The following is a 19,204-nucleotide window of genomic DNA, read 5'->3' on the forward strand; positions in this document are numbered from 1 at the left end:
GCTGAATGCACTGAAGGAGTCGGAGCAATCGTTGAGCGCCTATGGCGCGGCGATGCAACAGCGCGATGCCCTGCAGACCCAGGACCAGAACACCATTGAGACCAACCCGCTGACCCGCGGCAACTCGGTGATGGGCTTCACCTATTCCAACCAGCTGGTCGGCTACCAGGCGATGATGCCGAACAAGCTCGGCATCGCCATGGTGCCCCAGGCCGGCGGAGGCGCCCCATCCGGCCACTACTACCGGCCGGCGCTGATCTGGAGCATCGGCGCCACCTCGAAGAACGGCGAGGCGGCGGCGGCCTTCATCAATTTCTTCGTCAACGATGTCGAGGCCGGCAAGATCCTGGGCGTCGAGCGCGGCGTGCCGATGTCGCCGAAGGTGCGGGAGGCGATCCTGCCGACGCTGAACGAGACCGAGCGCGCCTCGGTCGACTACGTCAACCTGCTGGCCGACAAGGTCAGCGCCTATCCGCCGCCGGCGCCGGTCGGGTCGCAGCAATTCGACCGCGACGTGGTGCGCAAGGTGGCGGACCAGCTGGCCTTCGGCCAGCTGTCGGTGGCCGATGCCGCGCAGCAGCTGGTGGAGCAGGGGACGGCGACGCTGCGGCCGAAATAACCGGAAGGGGGAGCGCGTGACCGATCAGATCCATCTGAACCGTCGATCGCTGCTGCGCGGCTCGCTGGCCGCGACCGCGGCCCTGACCCTCGGTCCGGGGATCGCCCGGGCCGAGGGAACGCGGCTGCGCCTGGCCTGGTGGGGGTCGCAGGACCGCACCAGGCGCACCCAGGCGGTGATCGACCTGTACCAGCAGAAGGCGCCGGGGATCAGCATCGTCGGCGAGGCGATCAGCGGCAGCGCCTACTGGACCAAGCTGTCGACGCAGATGGCCGGCCGGAACATCTCCGACGTCTACCAGCTCGAGCCGCGCACCATCTCCGACTATTCCGGCCGCGGCGCCTGCATGGCGCTCGACCCGTTCCTGTCGAGGACGCTCAAGGTCGACGATTTCGACCCGGGAACCGTCGATCTGTGCCGGATCGGCGGCAAGGTCTGGGGCGTCGCCCTCGGGCTGAACTCCTTCTCGCTGTTCTACGACACCACGGTCTTCGCCAAGGCTGGCCTGTCGCCCCCGACGGCGGCGACGACCTGGGCGCAATATGCCGACCTGTCGGTGGAGCTGACCAAGGCCCTGGGTAAGGATCATTTCTGGGGCTCGTCCTACGGCGCCCGCTACTCCTATGTGCTCGACGTCTGGCTGCGCCAGCGCGGCAAGACCCTGTACTCCGAGGACGGCCAGCTCGGCTTCGGCGTCGAGGACGCCAGGGAGTGGTACGCCTATTGGGAGGATCTGCGGGCGCGGGGTGGCTGCGTCGGCGGCGACATCCAGACCCAGGACCAGAGCATCATCGAGACCAACCCGCTCAGCCGCGGCTACTCGGCGATGGGCTTCACCTATTCGAACCAGCTGGTCGGCTACCAGGCGATGATGCCGAACAAGCTCGGCATCACCATGGTGCCGCAGGCGGGCGGCGGCGCCCCGTCCGGCCACTACTACCGGCCGGCGCTGATCTGGAGCGTCGGCTCGACCTCGAAGAACGGCGAGGCGGCGGCCGCCTTCATCGACTTCTTCGTCAACGACCTCGAGGCGGGCAAGATCCTCGGCGTCGAGCGCGGCGTGCCGCCGTCGCGCAAGGTGCGGGAGGCGATCCTGCCGACGCTGAACGAGACCGAGCGCGCCTCGGTCGACTACGTGAACGCCCTGGCGGGCAAGGTCGGGGCCTACCAAGCACCGCCGCCGATCGGGTCGCAGGAGTTCGGCGACCATCTCGGCATCACCACCGACCAGCTCGCCTTCGGCCAGCTGTCGATCGACGACGCGGCGAAGCAACTGGTGGAGCAGGGCAACACCCTGATGCGCCGGCGGTGACGGCCGCCGGTTCCGGAGCTTGAGAGGATGCCGATGAAACGCGCCATGATCGTCTGGGGCGGCTGGGAGGGGCATGAGCCCGAGCCGGGCGCCGCCTATGTCGCCGCGATGCTGCGGGACGAGGGTTTCGAGGTCCGGGTCGAAGGCGACATCAACGCCTTCGCCGACCCGGCGGTGCGCGAGATGGACCTGATCGTGCCCTGCATCACCCGAGCCGCCATCGCCAAGGAGCCGCTGGACAACCTGCTGGCCGCGGTCCAGGGCGGCACGGGCATCGCCGGCTATCACGGCGGCCTGGCGGGGTCGTTCCGCGAGGCGGTGGGCTTCCATTTCATGGCCGGCTGCCAGTGGGTGGCCCATCCCGGCAACATCATCCCGTTCCGGGTCAACGTCACCCGGCCGGGCGACCCGATCATGGAAGGCATCGAGGACTTCGACTACGTGTCGGAGCAGTACTACCTGCATGTCGACCCGATCGTGGAGGTGCTGGCCACCACCACCTTCTCCGGCGAGCACGCTGCCTGGATCGACGGCGTCACCATGCCGGTCGTGTACAAGAAGCGCTACGGCGCCGGGCGGGTGTTCTACACCGCGCTGGGCCATGTGGTGCGCGAGTTCGAACACCCGCAGATGCGCGAGATCCTGCGCCGCGGCCTGCTCTGGGCATCCCGATGACCGATACCACCGCCGACCGCATCCGCGCCAATCCGCTGGCCAGCCGGGCCGATGTGCAGCGCCTGCTGCGCGACCTGACCGCGCCCCTCGAATCCGGCTTCAGCGAGGGCAGGGCGCAGATCCGCCTCGGGCTGGATTCCGCCCATTTCAACCGCAAGGCGCAGTGGTTCGAAGGCTATGCCCGGCCGCTCTGGGGCCTGGCGCCGCTGCATGCCGGCGGCGGCGGCTTCGACTTCTGGGACAAGTTCCGCGACGGCCTGGCCAGCGGCACCGACCCCGACCACCCGGAGTACTGGGAGGCGGTGACCGACACCGACCAGCGCTCGGTCGAGATGGCGGCGCTGGGCTTCGCCCTGGCGCTGGCGCCGGACAGGCTGTGGGAACCTCTGCCGGACGCGGCGAAGCGCCGGACGGCCGAATGGCTGGGCGGCATCCAGTCGGTGCAGATGGCCGACAACAACTGGCACTTCTTTCCCGTGATGGCCGGGCTGGGGCTGGAGCGGGTGGGAATCGGCATCGACACCGCCTCGCGCGACCGGCACCTGGACCGGATCGACCAGTTCATCGGCGCCGAAGGCTGGTACGGCGACGGCGAGGGCGGCTGGATCGACCACTACAACGGCTTCGCGCTGCACTTCTACGGCCTGATCTATGCCGCCCACCGGGCGGAGCAGGACCCGGTCCGGACGCAGGCCTATCGCGACCGCGCCACCGCCTTCGCCCAGGGCTTCCGCCACTGGTTCGGCGCCGACGGCGCGGCGCTGGCGATCGGCCGGTCGCTGACCTACCGTTTCGCCATGGCCGGGTTCTGGGGCGCGCTCGCCTATGCCGGGGTCGAGGCGCTGCCCTGGGGCCAGATCCGCGGCCTGTGGGCCCGGCAGATCCGCTGGTGGATGCAGCAGCCGATCCTCGACGCCGCCGGCCGGCTGCCGGTCGGCTATCGCTGGCCGAACTATCTGATGAGCGAGGAGTACAACTCCCCCGGCTCGCCCTACTGGGCGTTCAAGGCCTTCCTGCCGCTGGCCCTGCCGGACAGCCACCCGTTCTGGACGGCGCGGGAGGAGGATCTCGATGCGGCTGACGGCACGGCCACGCTGCGCGGCGCCTCGATGGTGGTACGGCGCAGCGGCGGCGACGTCGTGGCTCTGCCGGCCGGCCCGGTGCGGCTGGAGATGCGCGGTTCGGTCGACAAATACGGCAAGCTGGCCTACTCGTCGCGCTTCGGCCTGGCGGTGGAGGGCGACCGCTGGCTGGGGCACGGCTTCTGCGGCGACAATATCCTGGCGGTCAGCCGCGATGGGCAGGAATTCCGGGCCCGTGGCGCGCTGACCTCGTCCCGGGTCGGCGAGGGCTGGATCGAGACAATCTGGCAGCCGCTGGCCGGGGTCAAGGTGACGACGCTGCAGGGCTTCGCCGGCGATTGGGAGCTGCGGCTGCACCGCATCGCGTCCGACGCGCCGCTGACGGTGATCGAATCCGGCCATGCCGTGCCGGCGCACAGCCGCACCCGGGGCAAGCTGAAGCAGGCCTTCGATACGCGGGAGCCGGGACCGCAGGGCCTGACCATCGCGGTCGCCGACGGCCACGCCTCCAGCCTGGCCGATCTCGGCGGGCTGCGCCGGGTGGTCGAGGCGGATGTGGCGCCGAACACCCATCTGGTGTTCCCGCAGGCCTCGGTGCCGGCCCTGGTCGGCCGTATCGGCGCCGGCGAGACGCTGCTGGTCACCCTGGCGCGGCCGTCGCTCGGTCTCGACGCCTCCGCGCTGGCGGCGTCGCTGCCAGCGGTCGACGACTTGCGCGCGATTGCCGAGGCCGCCGGCTGGAACACCGCCTTCCTGGAATGGGTGTCGGTGCCGCGCAGCCTGGAGACGCGCAGCCGTCCGGTGGCGGAGTGGGAGTGACCCTGGCCGCGTGAGCGTTTGGGTTGCCTCTCCCGCGTCCGGCGGGAGAGGCAACGCAAATGATCTTGCGGAGAACTGAAGTAAGAGGGCTGCTGCCTCAGCCTCGCGGGGCGGCCTGCAGGCGGCCGCCGGCCAGGGCGGTCAGGTGCAGCTCGCTCAAGGACCGCGGGTCGAACAGCAGCGCCAGCTTCTCGTCGCGGCTGAGGGCGCCGGTGTTGAGCGTGCCCGGGCCACCGGCGGTCAGCTTGCGCCGTGCCGCCTCGACCACCTTCGGGTCCTCGCGCCCAGCCTCGGGCGATCCGGTCAGCAGCGTCATGTGGATGGCGTTGGCCAGCGGGTCGCGGATCACCGTGGCCAGCCCGTCCTCGATCGGCCGGGTGATGGCGGAGAGCTGCTCCCCCAAGGCCGTCGCCTCGATCACGATCTGCGGCTTCTGCCGCTCCTCCGGCGTCACCAGCAGGCCCAGTTTGCGGGCCCAGACGCCGGTGGAGTGGCGCGAGGTGATCACCGACAGCGGGATCGACAGCAGGAGGCCGATCACCAGCGGCGACAGCCAAGCCAGCATCGACGGCGAGATCCACAGCGCCACCACGCCCAGCACGGCGCCGAAGATGGTGTGGCCGCGATGCATCTGCACCGCGTCGGCCCAGGTGGTGCCGCTGTCGTCGCGCGACTGGGTGCCCCAGCCGCTGTCGCGGCCGAGGAAGGCCTGCAGCACGAAGCTGGAGTGGAACAGCATCATCACCGGTGCCTGGAAGATCGAGAAGAAGGTCTCGAACAGCAGGCTCAGCAGCGCCCGGAAGGCGCCGCCATAGCCGGCGGCCAGGCGGCGGTCGAACAGCAGCAGGATCCAGCCGAAGATCTTCGGCGCCAGCAGCATCAGGAAGGAGATCACCAGCAGGCGCACCGCCAGGGTCTGGTCCTGCACCGGCCAGACCGGGAACAGCGCCTCGCCCGTCGGGAAATAGACCGGGATCTCTAGCTTGTGCTCAAGCGCCGTCAACATGCCGATGCAGATGAAGATCAGCCACAGCGGCGAGGAGACATAGCTCATCACTCCCATCGCCATATGCTGGCGGGAGAGGGGGTGCAGGCCGCGCGCCACCAGGACGCGCAGATGCTGCATGTTGCCCTGGCACCAGCGCCGGTCGCGCTTGGCGTGGTCGATCATCGTCGGCGGGCATTCCTCGTAGCTGCCGCCGAGCTCCGGCACCAGCCAGGCGGTCCAGCCGTTGCGCCGGATCAGCGCCGCCTCGACGAAGTCGTGCGACAGGATATGGCCGCCGAAGGGCGGCCGCCCGGACAGGATCGGCAGGCCGCAGCTTTCGATGAAGGCGCGGGTGCGGATGATCGCGTTGTGGCCCCAGTAATTGCCGTCGCCGAGCTGCCAGAAGGCCAAGCCGGCGCCGACGATCGGGCCGTACAGGGCGCCGGCGAATTGCTGCATCCGGGCCCACAGCGTGTTGCGGTTCACCACCAGCGGCGGCGCCTGGATGATGCCGGCGCGCGGGTTGGACTGCATCAGCCGGGCCATGGTCACCAGCGTGTCGCCGGCCATCAGGCTGTCGGCGTCCAGCACCACCATGAAGTCGTAGCGGGCGCCCCAGCGGGTGCAGAAATCGGCGATGTTGCCGGCCTTCTTGGCCACGTTGTGCCGGCGCTTGCGGTAGAAGATGCGGCCGCTGCCCTCGGTGCGGCGGCACAGCGCGCTCCAGCCGATCTCCTCCGCCACCCAGACGTCCGGGTTGGTGCTGTCGCTCAGGATGAAGATGTCGAAGGCGCCGAGATGGCCGGTCCGGGCCAGGCTGTCATGGATTGCCTGAAGGTTGGCGTAGATGCCGGTCGTATCCTCGTTGTAGACCGGCATCAGCACCGCCGTGCGGCTCTTCAGCGGCGCCACCGCCTCGGCCCCCTGCGGCCAGACCAAGCCGGGCTGGCCCCAGCGCAGCAACAGGGTCAGGAAGCCGGGCAGGGCGGTCCAGAAGGACAGCGCGATCCACGAGAAGTTGATGGCAAACATCACCACCAGGGCCAGCTCGAGCCCGGTGACGCCGCCGACCGACAGGAACCGGTAAAGGGCGAAGGCGGCGGCAATCGTGGACAGCGCGGTGGCGCCGAACACGGCGAGGCGGCGCCAGCGAGCCGCGGAGGCGTAGGACGCCGCTTCGAGTCCGGTCATCGGCTAGGAAATCGCCTTTCCGTCAGGCCGGGCGCCGCTCGGCTGCCTCCGGCGACCACCATCCGAAGATGCGCTTCAAGGGCTCGCCGGCCCAGACCGGATCCAGCGGCTGGTCCAGCATCGGCGTCGGCTTGGCGCGCGGCACCGGCACCGGCGACACGCGGCGCAGCGCCTGCTCCATCGCCTGGGGCAGCGGGTCCTCGGACAGGAAGTGCTCGGGCCAGCGGCGGGCGGCGTCGGTCAGCAGATAGGCGGCGCGGCCGATGGTCAGGACGGCGTCGTCGTCGCGCTCGCTGCGGTTCAGCACCACGGCGAACCAGTCCGCGGTGCGGCGGCGGGCGTGATCCAGCAGCGCCTGGGCCGGCATCGCGGCCGGATCGACGTCGCAAAACGCCGTTTCGATCGCGCCCGAGAGCGCGGCCGGCTCAGTGAATCCCAGGCCCTGGAAGAAGGCGATGACGTTGTCAGGCATGTTGATGTTGACCGGGGTCTGCAACCCGACCTGGGACATGGGATGATTCCGATGCGTCGTCAAGGCGTCCATTGGAAACTCCATGTTTCGGTCAAGGCATCGCTGCCTTGCCGTAAGAAGCACCGAAGCTCGGCGGGGTCGTCGCCGGCAGGTTTCAGATCGAAGAACGCCCGCCAGCCACCGAGTTCCGGATTCCGCTGTGCGACGGGGAATTGGATCTCCCCGGCAGAAGCCGTGACCACGGCTTCCAATGACGCGTCCTGCGGCAAAGAGTCAAGCGCGCCGCCACGGAAGTCGATGACGAACTTGCGGGTATCGCTGGCCTTGCTGTCGCTGCCGGACACGCCGCCGGCGCCGGTGCGGGTCGACACCACGATCCCCCGGTCGCTGAGCACCGGCGGGTTCATGCCCCAGTGCAGCCGGTAGGACAGCTTCCATTCCTGGCCGGCATCGACCGGCGTCTTCGGCACCCAGAAGGCGACGATGTTGTCGTGGATCTCGCGGTCGGTCGGGATCTCGACCAGCTGCACCACGCCGGGGCCCCAGCCGCTCAGCGGCTCGACCCACAGGCTGGGCCGGCGCTCATACATCGCCTCCAGGTCCTGGTAGCTGGCGTAGGAGCGCTGGCGCTGCATCAGGCCGAAGCCGCGCGGGTTCTCATCCATGAAGGAACTGATCAGCAGGCGCGACGGGTTGCGCAGCGGCCGCCACAGCCATTCGCCGGCGCCGCTCCACATCGACAGGCCGTCGCTGTCATGCACCTCGGGCCGGAAATCGTCGAAGGTCCGGTGGTCCTGCGGCCCGAACAGGAACATGCTGGTCAGCGGCGCGATGCCCAGCTTCTCGATCGGGTGGCGCGGGTACAGCGTCGCTTCGATGTCGACCGTGGTGATCTCGCCCGGCTTGATCAGGAAGCTGTAGGCGCCGGTGATGCCGGGGCTGTCGAGCAGGGCGTACATCCGGATCTGCTTGGCGTCCGGCGCCGGCGTCTCGACCCAGAACTGGCGGAAATACGGGAATTCCTCGCCGCGGGTCGAGCCGGTGTCGATCGCCAGCCCGCGGGCGGACAGGCCGTAGATGTTCTTGCGGCCGAGGCAGCGGAAATAGCTGGCGCCGAGGAAGACCGCGATCTCGTCCAGGAATTCCGGCCGGTTGATGGCGTAGTGCAGCCGGAAGCCGGCGAAGCCGAGATGGTCCGACGGGTTGTCCGGGAACTTGGTGCCGCCCAGGTCGAACAGGTCCTGGCGGTACAGCACCTCGCGCGCCTGGTAGCCGTCGACCTGGAAGATGTGGACCGGCTTGTCGTAATAGGCGCCGAGATGGAAGAACTGCATCTGGAACGGCAGGTTCTCCGGCTTCCATAGCGCCTGCTCCGGCAGGAAGCGGATCGCCCGCAGCTGGTCGTAGGTCAGCTGCGTGATCTCGGCCGGCAGGTTCTCGTCCGGCGGCACGAAGGGGGCCTGCGACACGGTCTTGGCCCGGTCGACCAGCCAGGTCATGCTGAACGGCGTGGTCTCGCCCAGGCTGGGGGCGGCGACGGCCGGCCGCATGGCGCCGAACAGGGATGACGCCGCTAGCGCGGTCGTTCCCATCAAGATCTGGCGTCTGCTCAGCTCCACGTCACCACCACCGCACTTTTTGCACTGCAACATGCCGGCACGATCGACCGTGATTGTGGCGGTTCGTGGACAAAGACCATCCTGCGCGGCGCTGATTGCTCCCCGCATGGCCCAAGCCCCCACAACCTGGCTCCGGCCCATGGCGGTTCGCCGCCGCACGCCGAAGCCGACCGATCAACGCAACCTTCGTGAATTTGTTCCGATGCTAACCTAATGGCTCGCAAGCCCGCGCAGAAGCTGGCGAACCCAGGCGCAGCGGCAGGTGCTGATCTGCATTTTCACAGATTGACACGCGCAATAGGTTCGCTTTTACGGGGAGAAGGACCGCGCGAACGCATCCCGGAAGCTCGCCATCGGCGCCACTGCCCCGGTTTCCGGCGGATTCAGCCCGTCGACGAAGCCCCATTCGCGGAACCGGGCGACCAGATCGGCATCGCGGCTGAAGACATGCACCGGCACGTCGCGCGGCGTGCCCGGCCCGGTCACGATCGGCGCCGGCTGGTGGTCGCCCAGCACGATCATCAGCGTGTGGTCGCCCATGACCCGGGCGGCATAGTCCAGCACCGCGCGCAGCGAATAGGCCATGGACTGGCCATACTGGGACCGGATCATGTCCGGGTCGCTCCACACCTGCTCCGGCGTGCCGCCGGTGGCCGGCAGGGTGCGGTACAGGCTGCCGTCGCCGATCCGGCCCCAGTCGTCGACCATCGTCGGCACCGGGGTCCAGGGCGCGTGGCTGGACACCAGCACCACCTCGCTGAACAGCGGCTTCGGCTGCTGCCGCTGCCAGCGGTCATAGGCGGCCAGGGTGTACTGGTCCGGCATCGTCACCCAGCCGAAGGGTGGGCCGGCATAGCCGAGGCCGTCGGCGAACAGCGTCTGGTCGAAGCCGTAGAAGCGCTTGGCCTCGGGCTCGCCGCCGGTCACCGCCGGGGCGATCAGCCCGGTGTGGTAGCCGGCCTTGGCGAACAGCCGGGACAGGGTCATGCGTTTGCCCGTGACGAGCAGGTCGTAGCGCATCTGATCGTCGATCTGCATGCCGCTGGCCAGCGTCGCATGCGCCAGCCAGGACTGGCCGCCGCGGGTGGGAGAGGCCAACCAGCCGGAGGCGGTGTAGACTCCGGCAGCGGCCAGCTTCGGCCCCATCTCAGCCAGCGCGGCCTTGGGCAGGGCGTCGAAGCGCGGATCCTCCAGCGCGCTGCGGCCGTAGGATTCCAGGAACACGACGGTGACGTCGGCGCCGCCCAGCCCGGCCAGGGGCGTCCGCGACACCCCGCCGACCAGCGGGTCCACCGCCTCCTCGGCGCGGAAGGTGCCCTCCATGGCCAGGGCCGGGATCAGGCGATGGATCTGGTCCATCACCATGAAGCTGGCGGTGTCGTTCACCGGACGAGCCGCGCCATAGGCGTCCGGCATCGCCTGGCCGATGGCGAAGATCGCGAGGATCAGGGCGGCCAGCCCGCCGGCGACGCCGCGCCGGCCGGCCGAGGCGGAGAGGGCCTGCTGCAGCCGCCGCACCGAGCGGGCTGTGGCCCACCACACGCACCAGGCAGCGACCAGCACCCCCAGGGTGATGCCCATCAGGCCGAGCGCGCCCAGCACCCCGGTCGCCAGATGCATGCCGTTGACCAGCAGCAGCCGGTCGACATAGAGGCTGACCGGCCGGCCGAAGGAGATCTGGGTGGCCAAGTCGGCGAGCTTGATGATCGCGACCAGCAGGCCGAGGCCGCCGAGGGTGACGGCGAGGGCACGCGACTGCCGCAGCGGCGGCGCCAGGGCCAGCGCGGCGACCAGCACCGCCAGCTCGACCGGCACCGAGGCCAGGCCGTAGACCTGCCAGCCATCGGGCGCCGAGGGCACGCCGAGCAGCAGCACCAGCCAGAGCAGCGCCAGGACCAGGCTCAGCCCGCGAAAGAGTGGCGCGAGTCGGCTGCGGGGGCGGGTCAGGGCGGCGTCGCTGGTGGTCATGGCGGCGAAAAATGGCACAGCTTTCCGAGGCGCATGGATGAATTCGCCGTCATCTCGGAATAGCCCCTGGTGCGGGACCGGTATCGGCGCGATAACCGATCCGAGATTCGACCGCGCGATGCCCGATCACCGCTCCGCCGCCCCGACCGCCGAGACCATCCGCATCGCCACGCCCGACGACGTGCCGCGGTTGCTGGAGATTGAATCCCGCGCCTTCGACCATGACCGCATCAGCCGACGCAGCTTCCTGCACCTGCTGACCAGGGGCCACGCCGTCTGCCTGGCGGCGGAGTCCGAAGGCCGGCTGCTCGGCTATGCCCTGGTGCTGTTGCGCCGGACGACGGCGCTGGCGCGGCTCTACTCCCTCGCGGTCGACCCCGAGATCCGTGGCCGCGGCCTCGGCGCCCGGCTGCTGGAGGCGGCGGAGCGGGCGGCGCATGACGAGGGCGCGTTGTTCCTGCGGCTGGAGGTGCGGCCGGACAACGCCAGGGCGATCGCACTCTACGAGTCGCGCGGCTACCGGCATTTCGGGCGCTACCTCGACTTCTACGAGGACCATGCCGACGCGCTGCGCTTCGAGAAGCGGCTGGGGACCGAAGACCTGCCGCAGACCGACCTGCATGTGCCCTATTACGCCCAGACCACCAACTTCACCTGCGGCGCGGCGACGCTGCTGATGGCGCTGAAGGCGCTGGACCCGGACACGGAGCTGAGCCGCGCGCGCGAGCTGCGGCTGTGGCGCGAGGCGACGACGATCTACATGACCTCCGGGCATGGCGGCTGCGACCCTTACGGCATGGCGCTGGCGGCGCATGACCGCGGGCTGCGGGCGCGGATCTTCGTCAGCGATGATTCGCTGCTGTTCCTCGACGGCGTCCGCAGCCCGGACAAGAAGGCGGTGATGACGGTGGTGCAGGAGGATTTCCGCGCCCGCTGCGCCCGCCGCCGGATCGAGGTGGTGCACCGTGCCCTCGGTTTGCCCGAAATGTGCGGCCTGATCGCCGAAGGCGCGATCCCGATCGTGCTGATCAGCTTGTTCCGGGGTTATGGCGAAAAAAATCCGCACTGGGTGGTCGCAAACGGCTTCGACGAGCGTTTCATCTATGTGCACGACCCCTGGGTCGCGGTGACGGAGATGGAGAGCGCCTCGGCCAAGGCCAACCTCCCGATCCCGCGCCGGGAGTTCGAGCGCATGGCCCGCTACGGCCGCACCCAGCTCAGGGCCGCGGTCGTGCTCAGCAGGAAGGCCCAATGAGCGGTTGGATCATCGTCGTCGACCGTATCGGCGACTTCAAGGGCGACCCCGACGGCCGCCAGCTCGTCACCGCCCGGGACTACATCGCCCGGCCGCAGATGCTGAAGACGGGGGACGCGAAGGTCATCAACCTGACCCGGTCCACCGCCTACATGACGCGGGGCTACTACGTCTCGCTGCTGGCCGAGGCCCGTGCCCACCGGGTCATCCCGATGGTCGAGACCATTCTCGATCTCGGCCAGAAGACGCTCTACAAGATCGCCCTGCCGGACCTGGAGGACGACCTCAATCGCCGGATCAAGCGGCTGTCGGTGCCGCCGGGCGGGCCGTTCAAGGTGATCATCTGCTTCGGCCGGGCCGATGACGACCGGTTCCAGGATTTCGGCCGCCGCGTGTTCGACTGGTTCCGGGCCCCGATCCTCGAGGTCAAGGTCCGCTTCACCGACCGCTTCCGCATCGCCTCGATCGGCGAGCTCTCGATCGCCGACATCGAGGGCGAGACCGAGACCTTCTTCTACGACACGCTCGACCTCTACACCCGCCAGGGTTGGCGGAACCCGAAGGAGAACAAGCCGGCCAAGTACACGCTGGCCGTGCTGTTCAACCCGAAGGAGGAGTTCGCGCCGTCGACCCACCGCTCGCTCCTGAAGCTCGCCCGCGTGGCCGAGACCATGGACATGGAGGTGGAGCTGATCGAGAAGAAGGACCTGCTGCGCCTGGCCGAATACGACGCGCTGTTCATCCGCGAGACCACGGCGATCGATAACCACACCTTCCGCTTCGCCCGAAGGGCGGAGCAGGAGGGCATGCCGGTGATCGACGACAGCACCTCGATCCTGCGCTGCACCAACAAGGTTTATCTCTACGAGCTCTTGTCCGCGAACAAGATCCCGACGCCGAAGACCGTGGTGGTCGACAGCCTGAAGAACATCGAGCGGCTGGAGGAGGAGTTCGCCTACCCGATCGTGCTGAAGATCCCGGACGGGTCCTTCAGCCGCGGCGTGTTCAAGGCCAATGACCGGCGCGAGCTGGAGCAGATGGCCGAGCAGCTGCTGGACGATTCCGACGTCATCCTGGCGCAGGAGTTCATGCCGACCGAGCATGACTGGCGTGTCGGCGTGCTGGACGGCGAGCCGCTGTTCGTCTGCCAGTACATGATGGCGAAGAAGCACTGGCAGATCGTCCGCCACTCGGCCGACGGCAAGGTCGGCTGGGGCAACTTCAAGACCTTCGCGCTGGACGAGGTGCCGGCCGAGGTGCTGGATGTCGCCGTGCGCGCGGCCAGGCTGATCGGCGACGGGCTCTACGGCGTCGACCTGAAGCAGACCGAGAAAGGGGTGTTCGTGATCGAGATCAACGACAACCCCAATCTCGACCATGGCTGCGAGGATCTGGTCGCCAAGGACGACCTCTGGCGGCGGGTCTGCCGCTGGTTCATCGACCGCATCGACGCCGGCTGACCCGGCGCGCCGAGGGGGAACAGAATGGCGCTGCGCGCAACATTGGCGATGGTCCTGGCCCTGGCCGCGGCGGCGCCCGCCTTGGCCGACGGCGATCTTCCGGGCAAGCTCTCGGCCGACGACAAGCAGCGGCTCGAGAGCTTCGATTCGGTGCGCGGCGAGGCGATCGGCGCCGCCCGTGAGAGCAAGGACAAAGCGGCGGTGGCGACGCTGGACCAGATCCTGTCCGGCAAGCCGCAGGCGATCCGTGGCGCCACCGACCTGGCCGGGAATTGGCGCTGCCGGGTGGCGAAGCTGGGCGGCAGCGAGACCCTGCCGCTGGTGATCTATGACTGGTTCCGCTGCCGCATCACCGACGACGCGGCCGGGCTGCGGCTGGACAAGGTCTCCGGCTCGCAGCGTACCGCCGGCACCTTCTACGACGACGCCAACCCCGACCGGCTGACCTATGTCGGCACGTCTTATTACGGCTATGAGGGCAAGCCGAAGCCCTATGGCAAGGACGCCGAGCGCGACCAGGTCGCCTATCTGGTCCGGGTCGGGCCCGACCGGCTGCGGCTGGAATTCCCGTCGCCGCGCTTCGAATCCCAGTTCGACATCATGGAGCTCGAGCGCAGTCGGTAAGGCCCGCGCTCAAGCGTCGTCGCGCCAGCGCCGGCGGAAGTCGCGCGGCGCCAGCCCGACATGGCGCCTGAAGGCGGTGGTCAGGTGGCTGTGGCTGGCGAAGCCGGTCTCCAGCGCGATCGCGGTGATGTCCTGCGCCGTGTTGGCCAGCAGCCACCGCGCCCGGCGCAGCCGCTGGGCGATGACGTATTGTGCCGGGGTGGTGCCGAAGGCCGCGCGGAAGGCGACCAGCAGGTTGTGCGGGCTCATCCCGGCGATCTCGGCCAGGTCGTCCAGCGTGATCCGGTCGCCGAGATGGCTGTGGATGCGCTCCTGCAGCCGTGCCTGGGCCCGCTCGCTGAGCCGCGGCCCGCGCGGGCCCGCCGCGGCGGCGCCGGTGCGGTAGCGTTGCGCCAGATGCAACGCCAGGGCCTGGCCCACGCTGCCGCCCAGCAGGCCCGAGAGATCGTCGTCCTGGCCGATCAGCCCGGCCAGCCGCTCGACCGAGCGGTACAGGAACTCGTCGCGATGGGCGAAGCGGGGCGCGATCCCGCCATCCCCGGCCAGCTGCGCCAGCGCCTCCGGCTCGACATACAGCACGCCGTAGCGGATGCGGCCACCGCTGGCCTGGCTGGCATAGCGCCGGCCCGCCGGCACCACCCAGATGTCCCCGGCCGAAGGCGGGCCGGGGCGGGCGGCGACGCCGTCCAGCTCGGTCTCCAGCCGTCTCATCAGGCCGCCGAGATGCACGATCACCGCATGCCGGGGCTCGCGCATCTGCCAGGCCGTCGCAGCGCGGATGTCCTCACGCGTGACCACCAGCTCGACCGCGCCCCAGCGCCCCTGGACCTCGGTCGGAATGGAGGGGGCTGCCATCGCACCTGCCTGCCGAAGAGAGGAAGATAAAATTTTATCAATTCTAGATGCGGCCGGAGAATCCGCAAGTGCGCCGGGTATCGTGGAAGCGTCGCCGCTCGCCGGCTGGCACGCTTCCTCCATCGGCCGACGTCCCGGCCCGTATCGGAGGAGCATGCCATGACCACCCAGCCCCTCAAGGACAAGGTCGTCGTGATCGGCGGCGGCGCCAAGAACCTCGGCGGCCTGATCAGCCGCGACCTGGCCGGAGCCGGCGCGCGGATCGCGATCAACTTCAACAGCGACCGCACGAGGGCCGCGGCGGAGGAGACGGTGGCCGCGGTCAAGGCGGCGGGCGGCGACGCCTTCGCCCTGCAGGGCGACCTGACCCGGGTGGCCGAGGTCGAGCGCCTGTTTGCCGAGGCGAAGTCTCGCTTCGGCCGGGTCGACATCGCGGTCAACACCGCCGGCAAGGTGCTGAAGAAACCCTTCGTCGAGACCACCGAGGCCGAGTACGACGAGATGTTCGCGGTCAACTCCAAGGCCGCCTATTTCTTCATCCGCGAGGCCGGCAAGACGCTGGAGGATGGCGGCCGGATCATCACCATCGTCACCTCGCTGCTGGCCGCCTTCACCGGCCTCTACTCGACCTATGCCGGGGCCAAGGCACCGGTGGAGCATTTCACCCGCGCCGCGGCCAAGGAGTTCGGAGCCCGCGGCATCTCGGTCAACAATATCGGCCCGGGACCGATGGACACGCCGTTCTTCTACCCGGCGGAAACCCCGGAGTCCGTGGCCTATCACACCTCCGCCTCGGCGCTGGGCGGGCTGACGAAGATCCAGGAGATCGTGCCGATCGTGCGCTTCCTGGCGACCGAGGGCGGCTGGATCACCGGCCAGACCCTTTTCGCCAATGGCGGCTACACCACCCGCTAGGGGCGGGCAGGGATGGGCGCCCTCGCGGAGGCCGGGGAGGGCTGGGCGCTGGCGCCCATCCTGTCCTGGCTGTTCCGCGAGGGCCGGTTCCTGGCCGACCCGAACGCGCTGACCCGGGCCCTGGCGCTGCGGCTGGTGGAGGCAGGCGCGCCGCTGGTCCGGCTGCGCCTGTCGCTGCGGGCCGACGGGCCGCGGCTGGACGGCTGGGCCGCGGTGTGGATCCGCGGCCGGCCGCTCGACCGCGACCGTGTCGCCCGTGCGGGCTTGGCGCGATCGCCGGCCTATCTCGGCAGCCCGCTGGAGCATCTCGACCGCACCGGCACCGCCTTCCGGTTGCGGCTGGAGCCGGCGGTGCCGGACGCGGCGCACCCGCTGCTGCACCGGCTGGCGGCGCAGGGCGCCACCGACTATCTGGCCCTGCCGATGCCCTTCGCCGACGGGCGGATGGCGTCGCTCGTCGCCGTCACCGACCGCTGCGGCGGCTTCGGCGCGGGGGACATCGCCAAGATCGAGGCGCTGGCCGAGGCGCTGAGCCCGGTGCTGGAGGCCGCAGCCGCGCGGCATCTCGCGCGGATGCAGGGGCCGGCATAGGATTGCGAACCATCGGATTCGGGGGATTCCGCACATGACCACCCAGGCGGCCCGCGGGCTGCTGCGCCCACGTAAGGCGCATGAGCACGGCAAGGTCACCTTCGTCGAGCTGTTCTTCGACCTGGTCTTCGTCTTTGCCATCACCCAGCTCTCGCACGGGCTGCTGCACGACCTCACCCCGCTCGGCGCGGTGCACACCGCGCTGCTGTTCCTGGCGGTGTGGTGGGTGTGGATCTACACCTCCTGGGTCACCAACTGGCTGGACCCCGAGCGCACGCCGGTGCGCCTGCTGTTGCTGGTGCTGATGCTGGCCGGGCTGGTGCTGTCGACCTCGCTGCCCGAGGCCTTTGCCGAGAAGGCGCTCGGCTTCGCCGGCGCCTATGTCTTCATGCAGGTCGGCCGCAGCCTGTTCACCGCGGCGGCGCTGCGCCGCCACAGCCCGGGCAACTACCGCAACTTCCTGCGCATCAGCGCCTGGCTGCTGCTGTCCGCCGTGTTCTGGATCGCCGGCGCGTTCGTCGAGGCGGGTGCGCGGCTGGCGCTGTGGGCCGTCGCCCTGGCGATCGAGGTCGTGTCGCCCTCTCTCGGCTTCTGGACCCCCGGCCTCGGCCGCTCCACCACCGCCGACTGGGATGTCGAGGGCGGACACCTGGCCGAGCGCTGCGGCCTGTTCGTCATCATCGCGCTGGGCGAATCCATCCTGGTCACCGGCGCCACCTTCGCCGAGCTGCCGCTGGACGCGGCCACCGTTGCCGCCTTCGCCGTCTCCTTCATCGGCAGCGTGGCGATGTGGTGGATCTATTTCGACATCGGCGCCGAACGCGGCAGCCACCGCATCGCCCATGCCGACGACCCGGGCCGGCTGGCGCGCATCGCCTACACCTATATCCACCTGCTGATCGTCGCCGGCATCATCGTCGGCGCGGTGGGAGACGAACTGGTGCTGGCGCATCCCACAGGCCATATCGACGGCAAGACCATCGCCGTGCTGCTGGGCGGACCGGTGCTGTACCTGCTGGGCAACGCCCTGTTCAAATGGTCGACCGCCGGCCGCATCCCGCTGTCGCATCTGGTCGGCCTGGTGCTGCTGGCCGTGCTGGTGCCGGTGACCGACGGGCTGCCGCCGCTGCTGCTCTCCGCCGCCGTAACGGTGGTGCTGATCGTCGTCGCGGTGTGGGAACGGCTGTCGCTTCACGGGGGACAGAGCCTATCATCGCCCGAGATCGGCTGAGGGTCCGTCCCACCATGCACCGCCTTCTGGTCCTGTTCGTCCTCCTGCTCGGGCTGGGCGCGTCCGGCGCTGCGCCGGCCCAGCAGGCGCCGCCGCCTCCGAACCCGGAGAAGCTGCGCAGCCTGGCCGAGCTGCTGCAGGACCCGGAGGTGCGCGGCTGGCTGCAGAGCCAGGTCGCCGCCACGGCCACGGCCCCGGCGGAGAGCGGGCCGGCCGCCACCCCGGCGATGGGGGCGGGGATGCAGCAGAGCATGGCCGGCGGCATCGACGCGACGCGCAGCTTCCTGCGCTCGCTGGTCGCCGCCGCCCCGACCCTGCCGGCCGAGCTGGCCGCCGCCTGGCGGACGCTGACGGGGCAGCTGATGGAGCAGGGGCTGCTCTGGACCGTCCTGTCGCTCGCGGTCTTCATCGGCCTCGGCTTCGGCGCCGAGAAGCTCTACTGGTACCTGTCGGCCCGCTTCCGCCGCCGGCTGATCGGCACCCAGCTCGACACGCTGCACGGCCGGCTGCAGGCGGTGTGGCTGCGCTCGGTCTACGGCCTCGGCCTGATCTTCGTCTTCGCCCTGGGCAGCATCGGCGCCTTCCTGCTGTTCGACTGGCCGCCCCTGCTGCAGGAGATCGTGCTGGCCTACCTGCTGCTGGTGCTGATCGTACGGGTGACGGTGGTGCTGGGCCGCATCATCCTGGCGCCGGGGGCCGAGCGGTTCCGGCTGGTGCCGATGGCGACGCCGACCGCGCATTTCTGGTTCGTCTGGTCGGCGATCCTGGTCGGCTGGTTCTTCTTCGTGCAGTTCACCCTCGACGTGCTGGCGGCGCTGGGGCTGCGGCTGGAATCCTGGTACCTGGTCGGCCTGGCCTGCGGCGTGGTGCTGCTGGCCCTGACGCTGACGGCGCTGTGGCGCGCCCCGACCTTCGATGGCCGCGACCGGGTCGGCCATGACCACCGGATCGGCACCTGGCTGCTGACCCTCTACATCGTCGGGGTGTGGCTGGCGCTGTTCACCGGCTCGGTGGCGCCCTTCTATGTCGGCGTCATCCTGCTGCTGCTGCCGATCGCCATCCGCGGCACCCATCTCGCGGTCAAGCATGTGCTGCGCCCGGCCGGGGCCGCGACGGCGGAGGAGATCCCGTCGGTGCTCGGCGTGTCGCTGGAGCGCGGCCTGCGCGCCCTGCTGGTGATCGGCGCGGCGCTGCTGATCGCCGGGGTGCTCGGGCTCGACCTCGGCGCCCTGACCACGCGCGACACGCTGACGACGAAGCTGCTGCGCGGCGCCATCAACGCCGCGATCGTGTTCCTGGTGGCGGATTTCGCCTGGCACCTGCTGCGCGCCTGGCTGGATCAGCGCATCGTCGCCGCCAATTCAGCCGGCTTCGGCACCGGCGACGACGCCCGGCGCCACGCCCGGCTGCGCACCCTGCTGCCGATCCTGAAGAACGTGCTGTTCGTGGTGCTGGCGGTGATGGCCGGGCTGATCGCCCTGGCGGCGCTGGGGGTGGAGATCGGGCCGCTGGTCGCCGGCGCCGGCGT

At 69.7% G+C, this 19,204-nt stretch carries 16 protein-coding genes; 11 read left to right on the plus strand and 5 right to left on the minus strand.

Going from position 1 to position 19,204, the window contains the following annotated elements:
* The 4 genes from ABDW35_RS12465 to ABDW35_RS12480 all read left to right on the plus strand — a co-directional run.
* On the plus strand, positions 1–619 hold a 619-nt coding region (locus ABDW35_RS12465; protein ID WP_343714190.1), incomplete at its 5' end, for an ABC transporter substrate-binding protein.
* Between the two features lie 16 nt (positions 620–635).
* A complete protein-coding gene (locus tag ABDW35_RS12470; RefSeq protein WP_343714191.1) occupies positions 636–1,931 on the plus strand; it encodes an ABC transporter substrate-binding protein in 1,296 nt (431 codons plus the stop codon).
* Positions 1,932–1,958: 27 nt separating this feature from the next.
* On the plus strand, positions 1,959–2,606 hold the full coding sequence (locus ABDW35_RS12475) for a ThuA domain-containing protein (RefSeq protein WP_343714192.1): 648 nt from the start codon (positions 1,959–1,961) through the stop codon (positions 2,604–2,606).
* A complete protein-coding gene (locus ABDW35_RS12480; RefSeq protein ID WP_343714193.1) occupies positions 2,603–4,507 on the plus strand; it encodes a DUF2264 domain-containing protein in 1,905 nt (634 codons plus the stop codon). The genes ABDW35_RS12475 and ABDW35_RS12480 overlap by 4 nt, the downstream gene beginning before the upstream one ends.
* A gap of 97 nt (positions 4,508–4,604) precedes the next feature.
* On the opposite strand, the gene mdoH is transcribed toward ABDW35_RS12480, so the two are convergent.
* The 4 genes from mdoH to ABDW35_RS12500 all read right to left on the minus strand — a co-directional run bounded on the left by mdoH (position 4,605) and on the right by ABDW35_RS12500 (position 10,745).
* A complete protein-coding gene (gene mdoH, locus ABDW35_RS12485) occupies positions 4,605–6,686 on the minus strand; it encodes a glucans biosynthesis glucosyltransferase MdoH (RefSeq protein WP_343714194.1) in 2,082 nt (693 codons plus the stop codon).
* A 22-nt stretch (positions 6,687–6,708) separates the two neighbouring features.
* On the minus strand, positions 6,709–7,197 hold the full coding sequence (locus ABDW35_RS12490; protein ID WP_343714195.1) for a hypothetical protein: 489 nt from the start codon (positions 7,195–7,197) through the stop codon (positions 6,709–6,711).
* Between the two features lie 20 nt (positions 7,198–7,217).
* Entirely contained in the window at positions 7,218–8,750 is a 1,533-nt protein-coding gene (locus ABDW35_RS12495) for a glucan biosynthesis protein G (RefSeq protein ID WP_343714196.1), read from the minus strand.
* Positions 8,751–9,086: 336 nt separating this feature from the next.
* Positions 9,087–10,745 carry a sulfatase-like hydrolase/transferase gene (locus tag ABDW35_RS12500; protein ID WP_343714197.1) on the minus strand — a complete coding sequence of 553 codons (1,659 nt, stop codon included), beginning with the start codon at positions 10,743–10,745 and terminating at the stop codon, positions 9,087–9,089.
* A gap of 118 nt (positions 10,746–10,863) precedes the next feature.
* On the opposite strand from ABDW35_RS12500, the gene ABDW35_RS12505 reads away from it, so the two are divergent.
* Genes ABDW35_RS12505 through ABDW35_RS12515 form a run of 3 tightly spaced genes read left to right on the plus strand, consistent with a single transcriptional unit; the run spans position 10,864 to position 14,084 of the window.
* A complete protein-coding gene (locus tag ABDW35_RS12505) occupies positions 10,864–12,000 on the plus strand; it encodes a GNAT family N-acetyltransferase/peptidase C39 family protein (protein ID WP_343714198.1) in 1,137 nt (378 codons plus the stop codon).
* Positions 11,997–13,460, plus strand: coding sequence for a RimK family protein (locus ABDW35_RS12510; protein WP_343714199.1), 1,464 nt, complete (start codon positions 11,997–11,999; stop codon positions 13,458–13,460). The genes ABDW35_RS12505 and ABDW35_RS12510 overlap by 4 nt, the downstream gene beginning before the upstream one ends.
* A 24-nt stretch (positions 13,461–13,484) precedes the next feature.
* Entirely contained in the window at positions 13,485–14,084 is a 600-nt protein-coding gene (locus ABDW35_RS12515) for a DUF4893 domain-containing protein (protein ID WP_343714200.1), read from the plus strand.
* A 9-nt stretch (positions 14,085–14,093) separates the two neighbouring features.
* Here ABDW35_RS12515 and ABDW35_RS12520 read toward each other — a convergent pair whose 3' ends face one another.
* Entirely contained in the window at positions 14,094–14,939 is an 846-nt protein-coding gene (locus ABDW35_RS12520) for an AraC family transcriptional regulator (RefSeq protein WP_343714201.1), read from the minus strand.
* A 159-nt stretch (positions 14,940–15,098) separates the two neighbouring features.
* On the opposite strand from ABDW35_RS12520, the gene ABDW35_RS12525 reads away from it, so the two are divergent.
* The 4 genes from ABDW35_RS12525 to ABDW35_RS12540 all read left to right on the plus strand — a co-directional run.
* A complete protein-coding gene (locus ABDW35_RS12525) occupies positions 15,099–15,854 on the plus strand; it encodes an SDR family oxidoreductase (protein WP_343714202.1) in 756 nt (251 codons plus the stop codon).
* Positions 15,855–15,866: 12 nt separating this feature from the next.
* The gene (locus ABDW35_RS12530) at positions 15,867–16,445 is read left to right on the plus strand and encodes a hypothetical protein (RefSeq protein WP_343714203.1); all 579 of its coding nucleotides are present in this window, start codon (positions 15,867–15,869) and stop codon (positions 16,443–16,445) included.
* Positions 16,446–16,479: 34 nt separating this feature from the next.
* A complete protein-coding gene (locus tag ABDW35_RS12535; protein WP_343714204.1) occupies positions 16,480–17,676 on the plus strand; it encodes a low temperature requirement protein A in 1,197 nt (398 codons plus the stop codon).
* Between the two features lie 14 nt (positions 17,677–17,690).
* A partial coding sequence (locus ABDW35_RS12540) for a hypothetical protein (protein ID WP_343714205.1) occupies positions 17,691–19,204 on the plus strand: 1,514 nt, incomplete at its 3' end.

This window comes from Inquilinus sp., from assembly GCF_039594555.1.
Classification (GTDB): Bacteria; Pseudomonadota; Alphaproteobacteria; order DSM-16000; family Inquilinaceae; genus Inquilinus.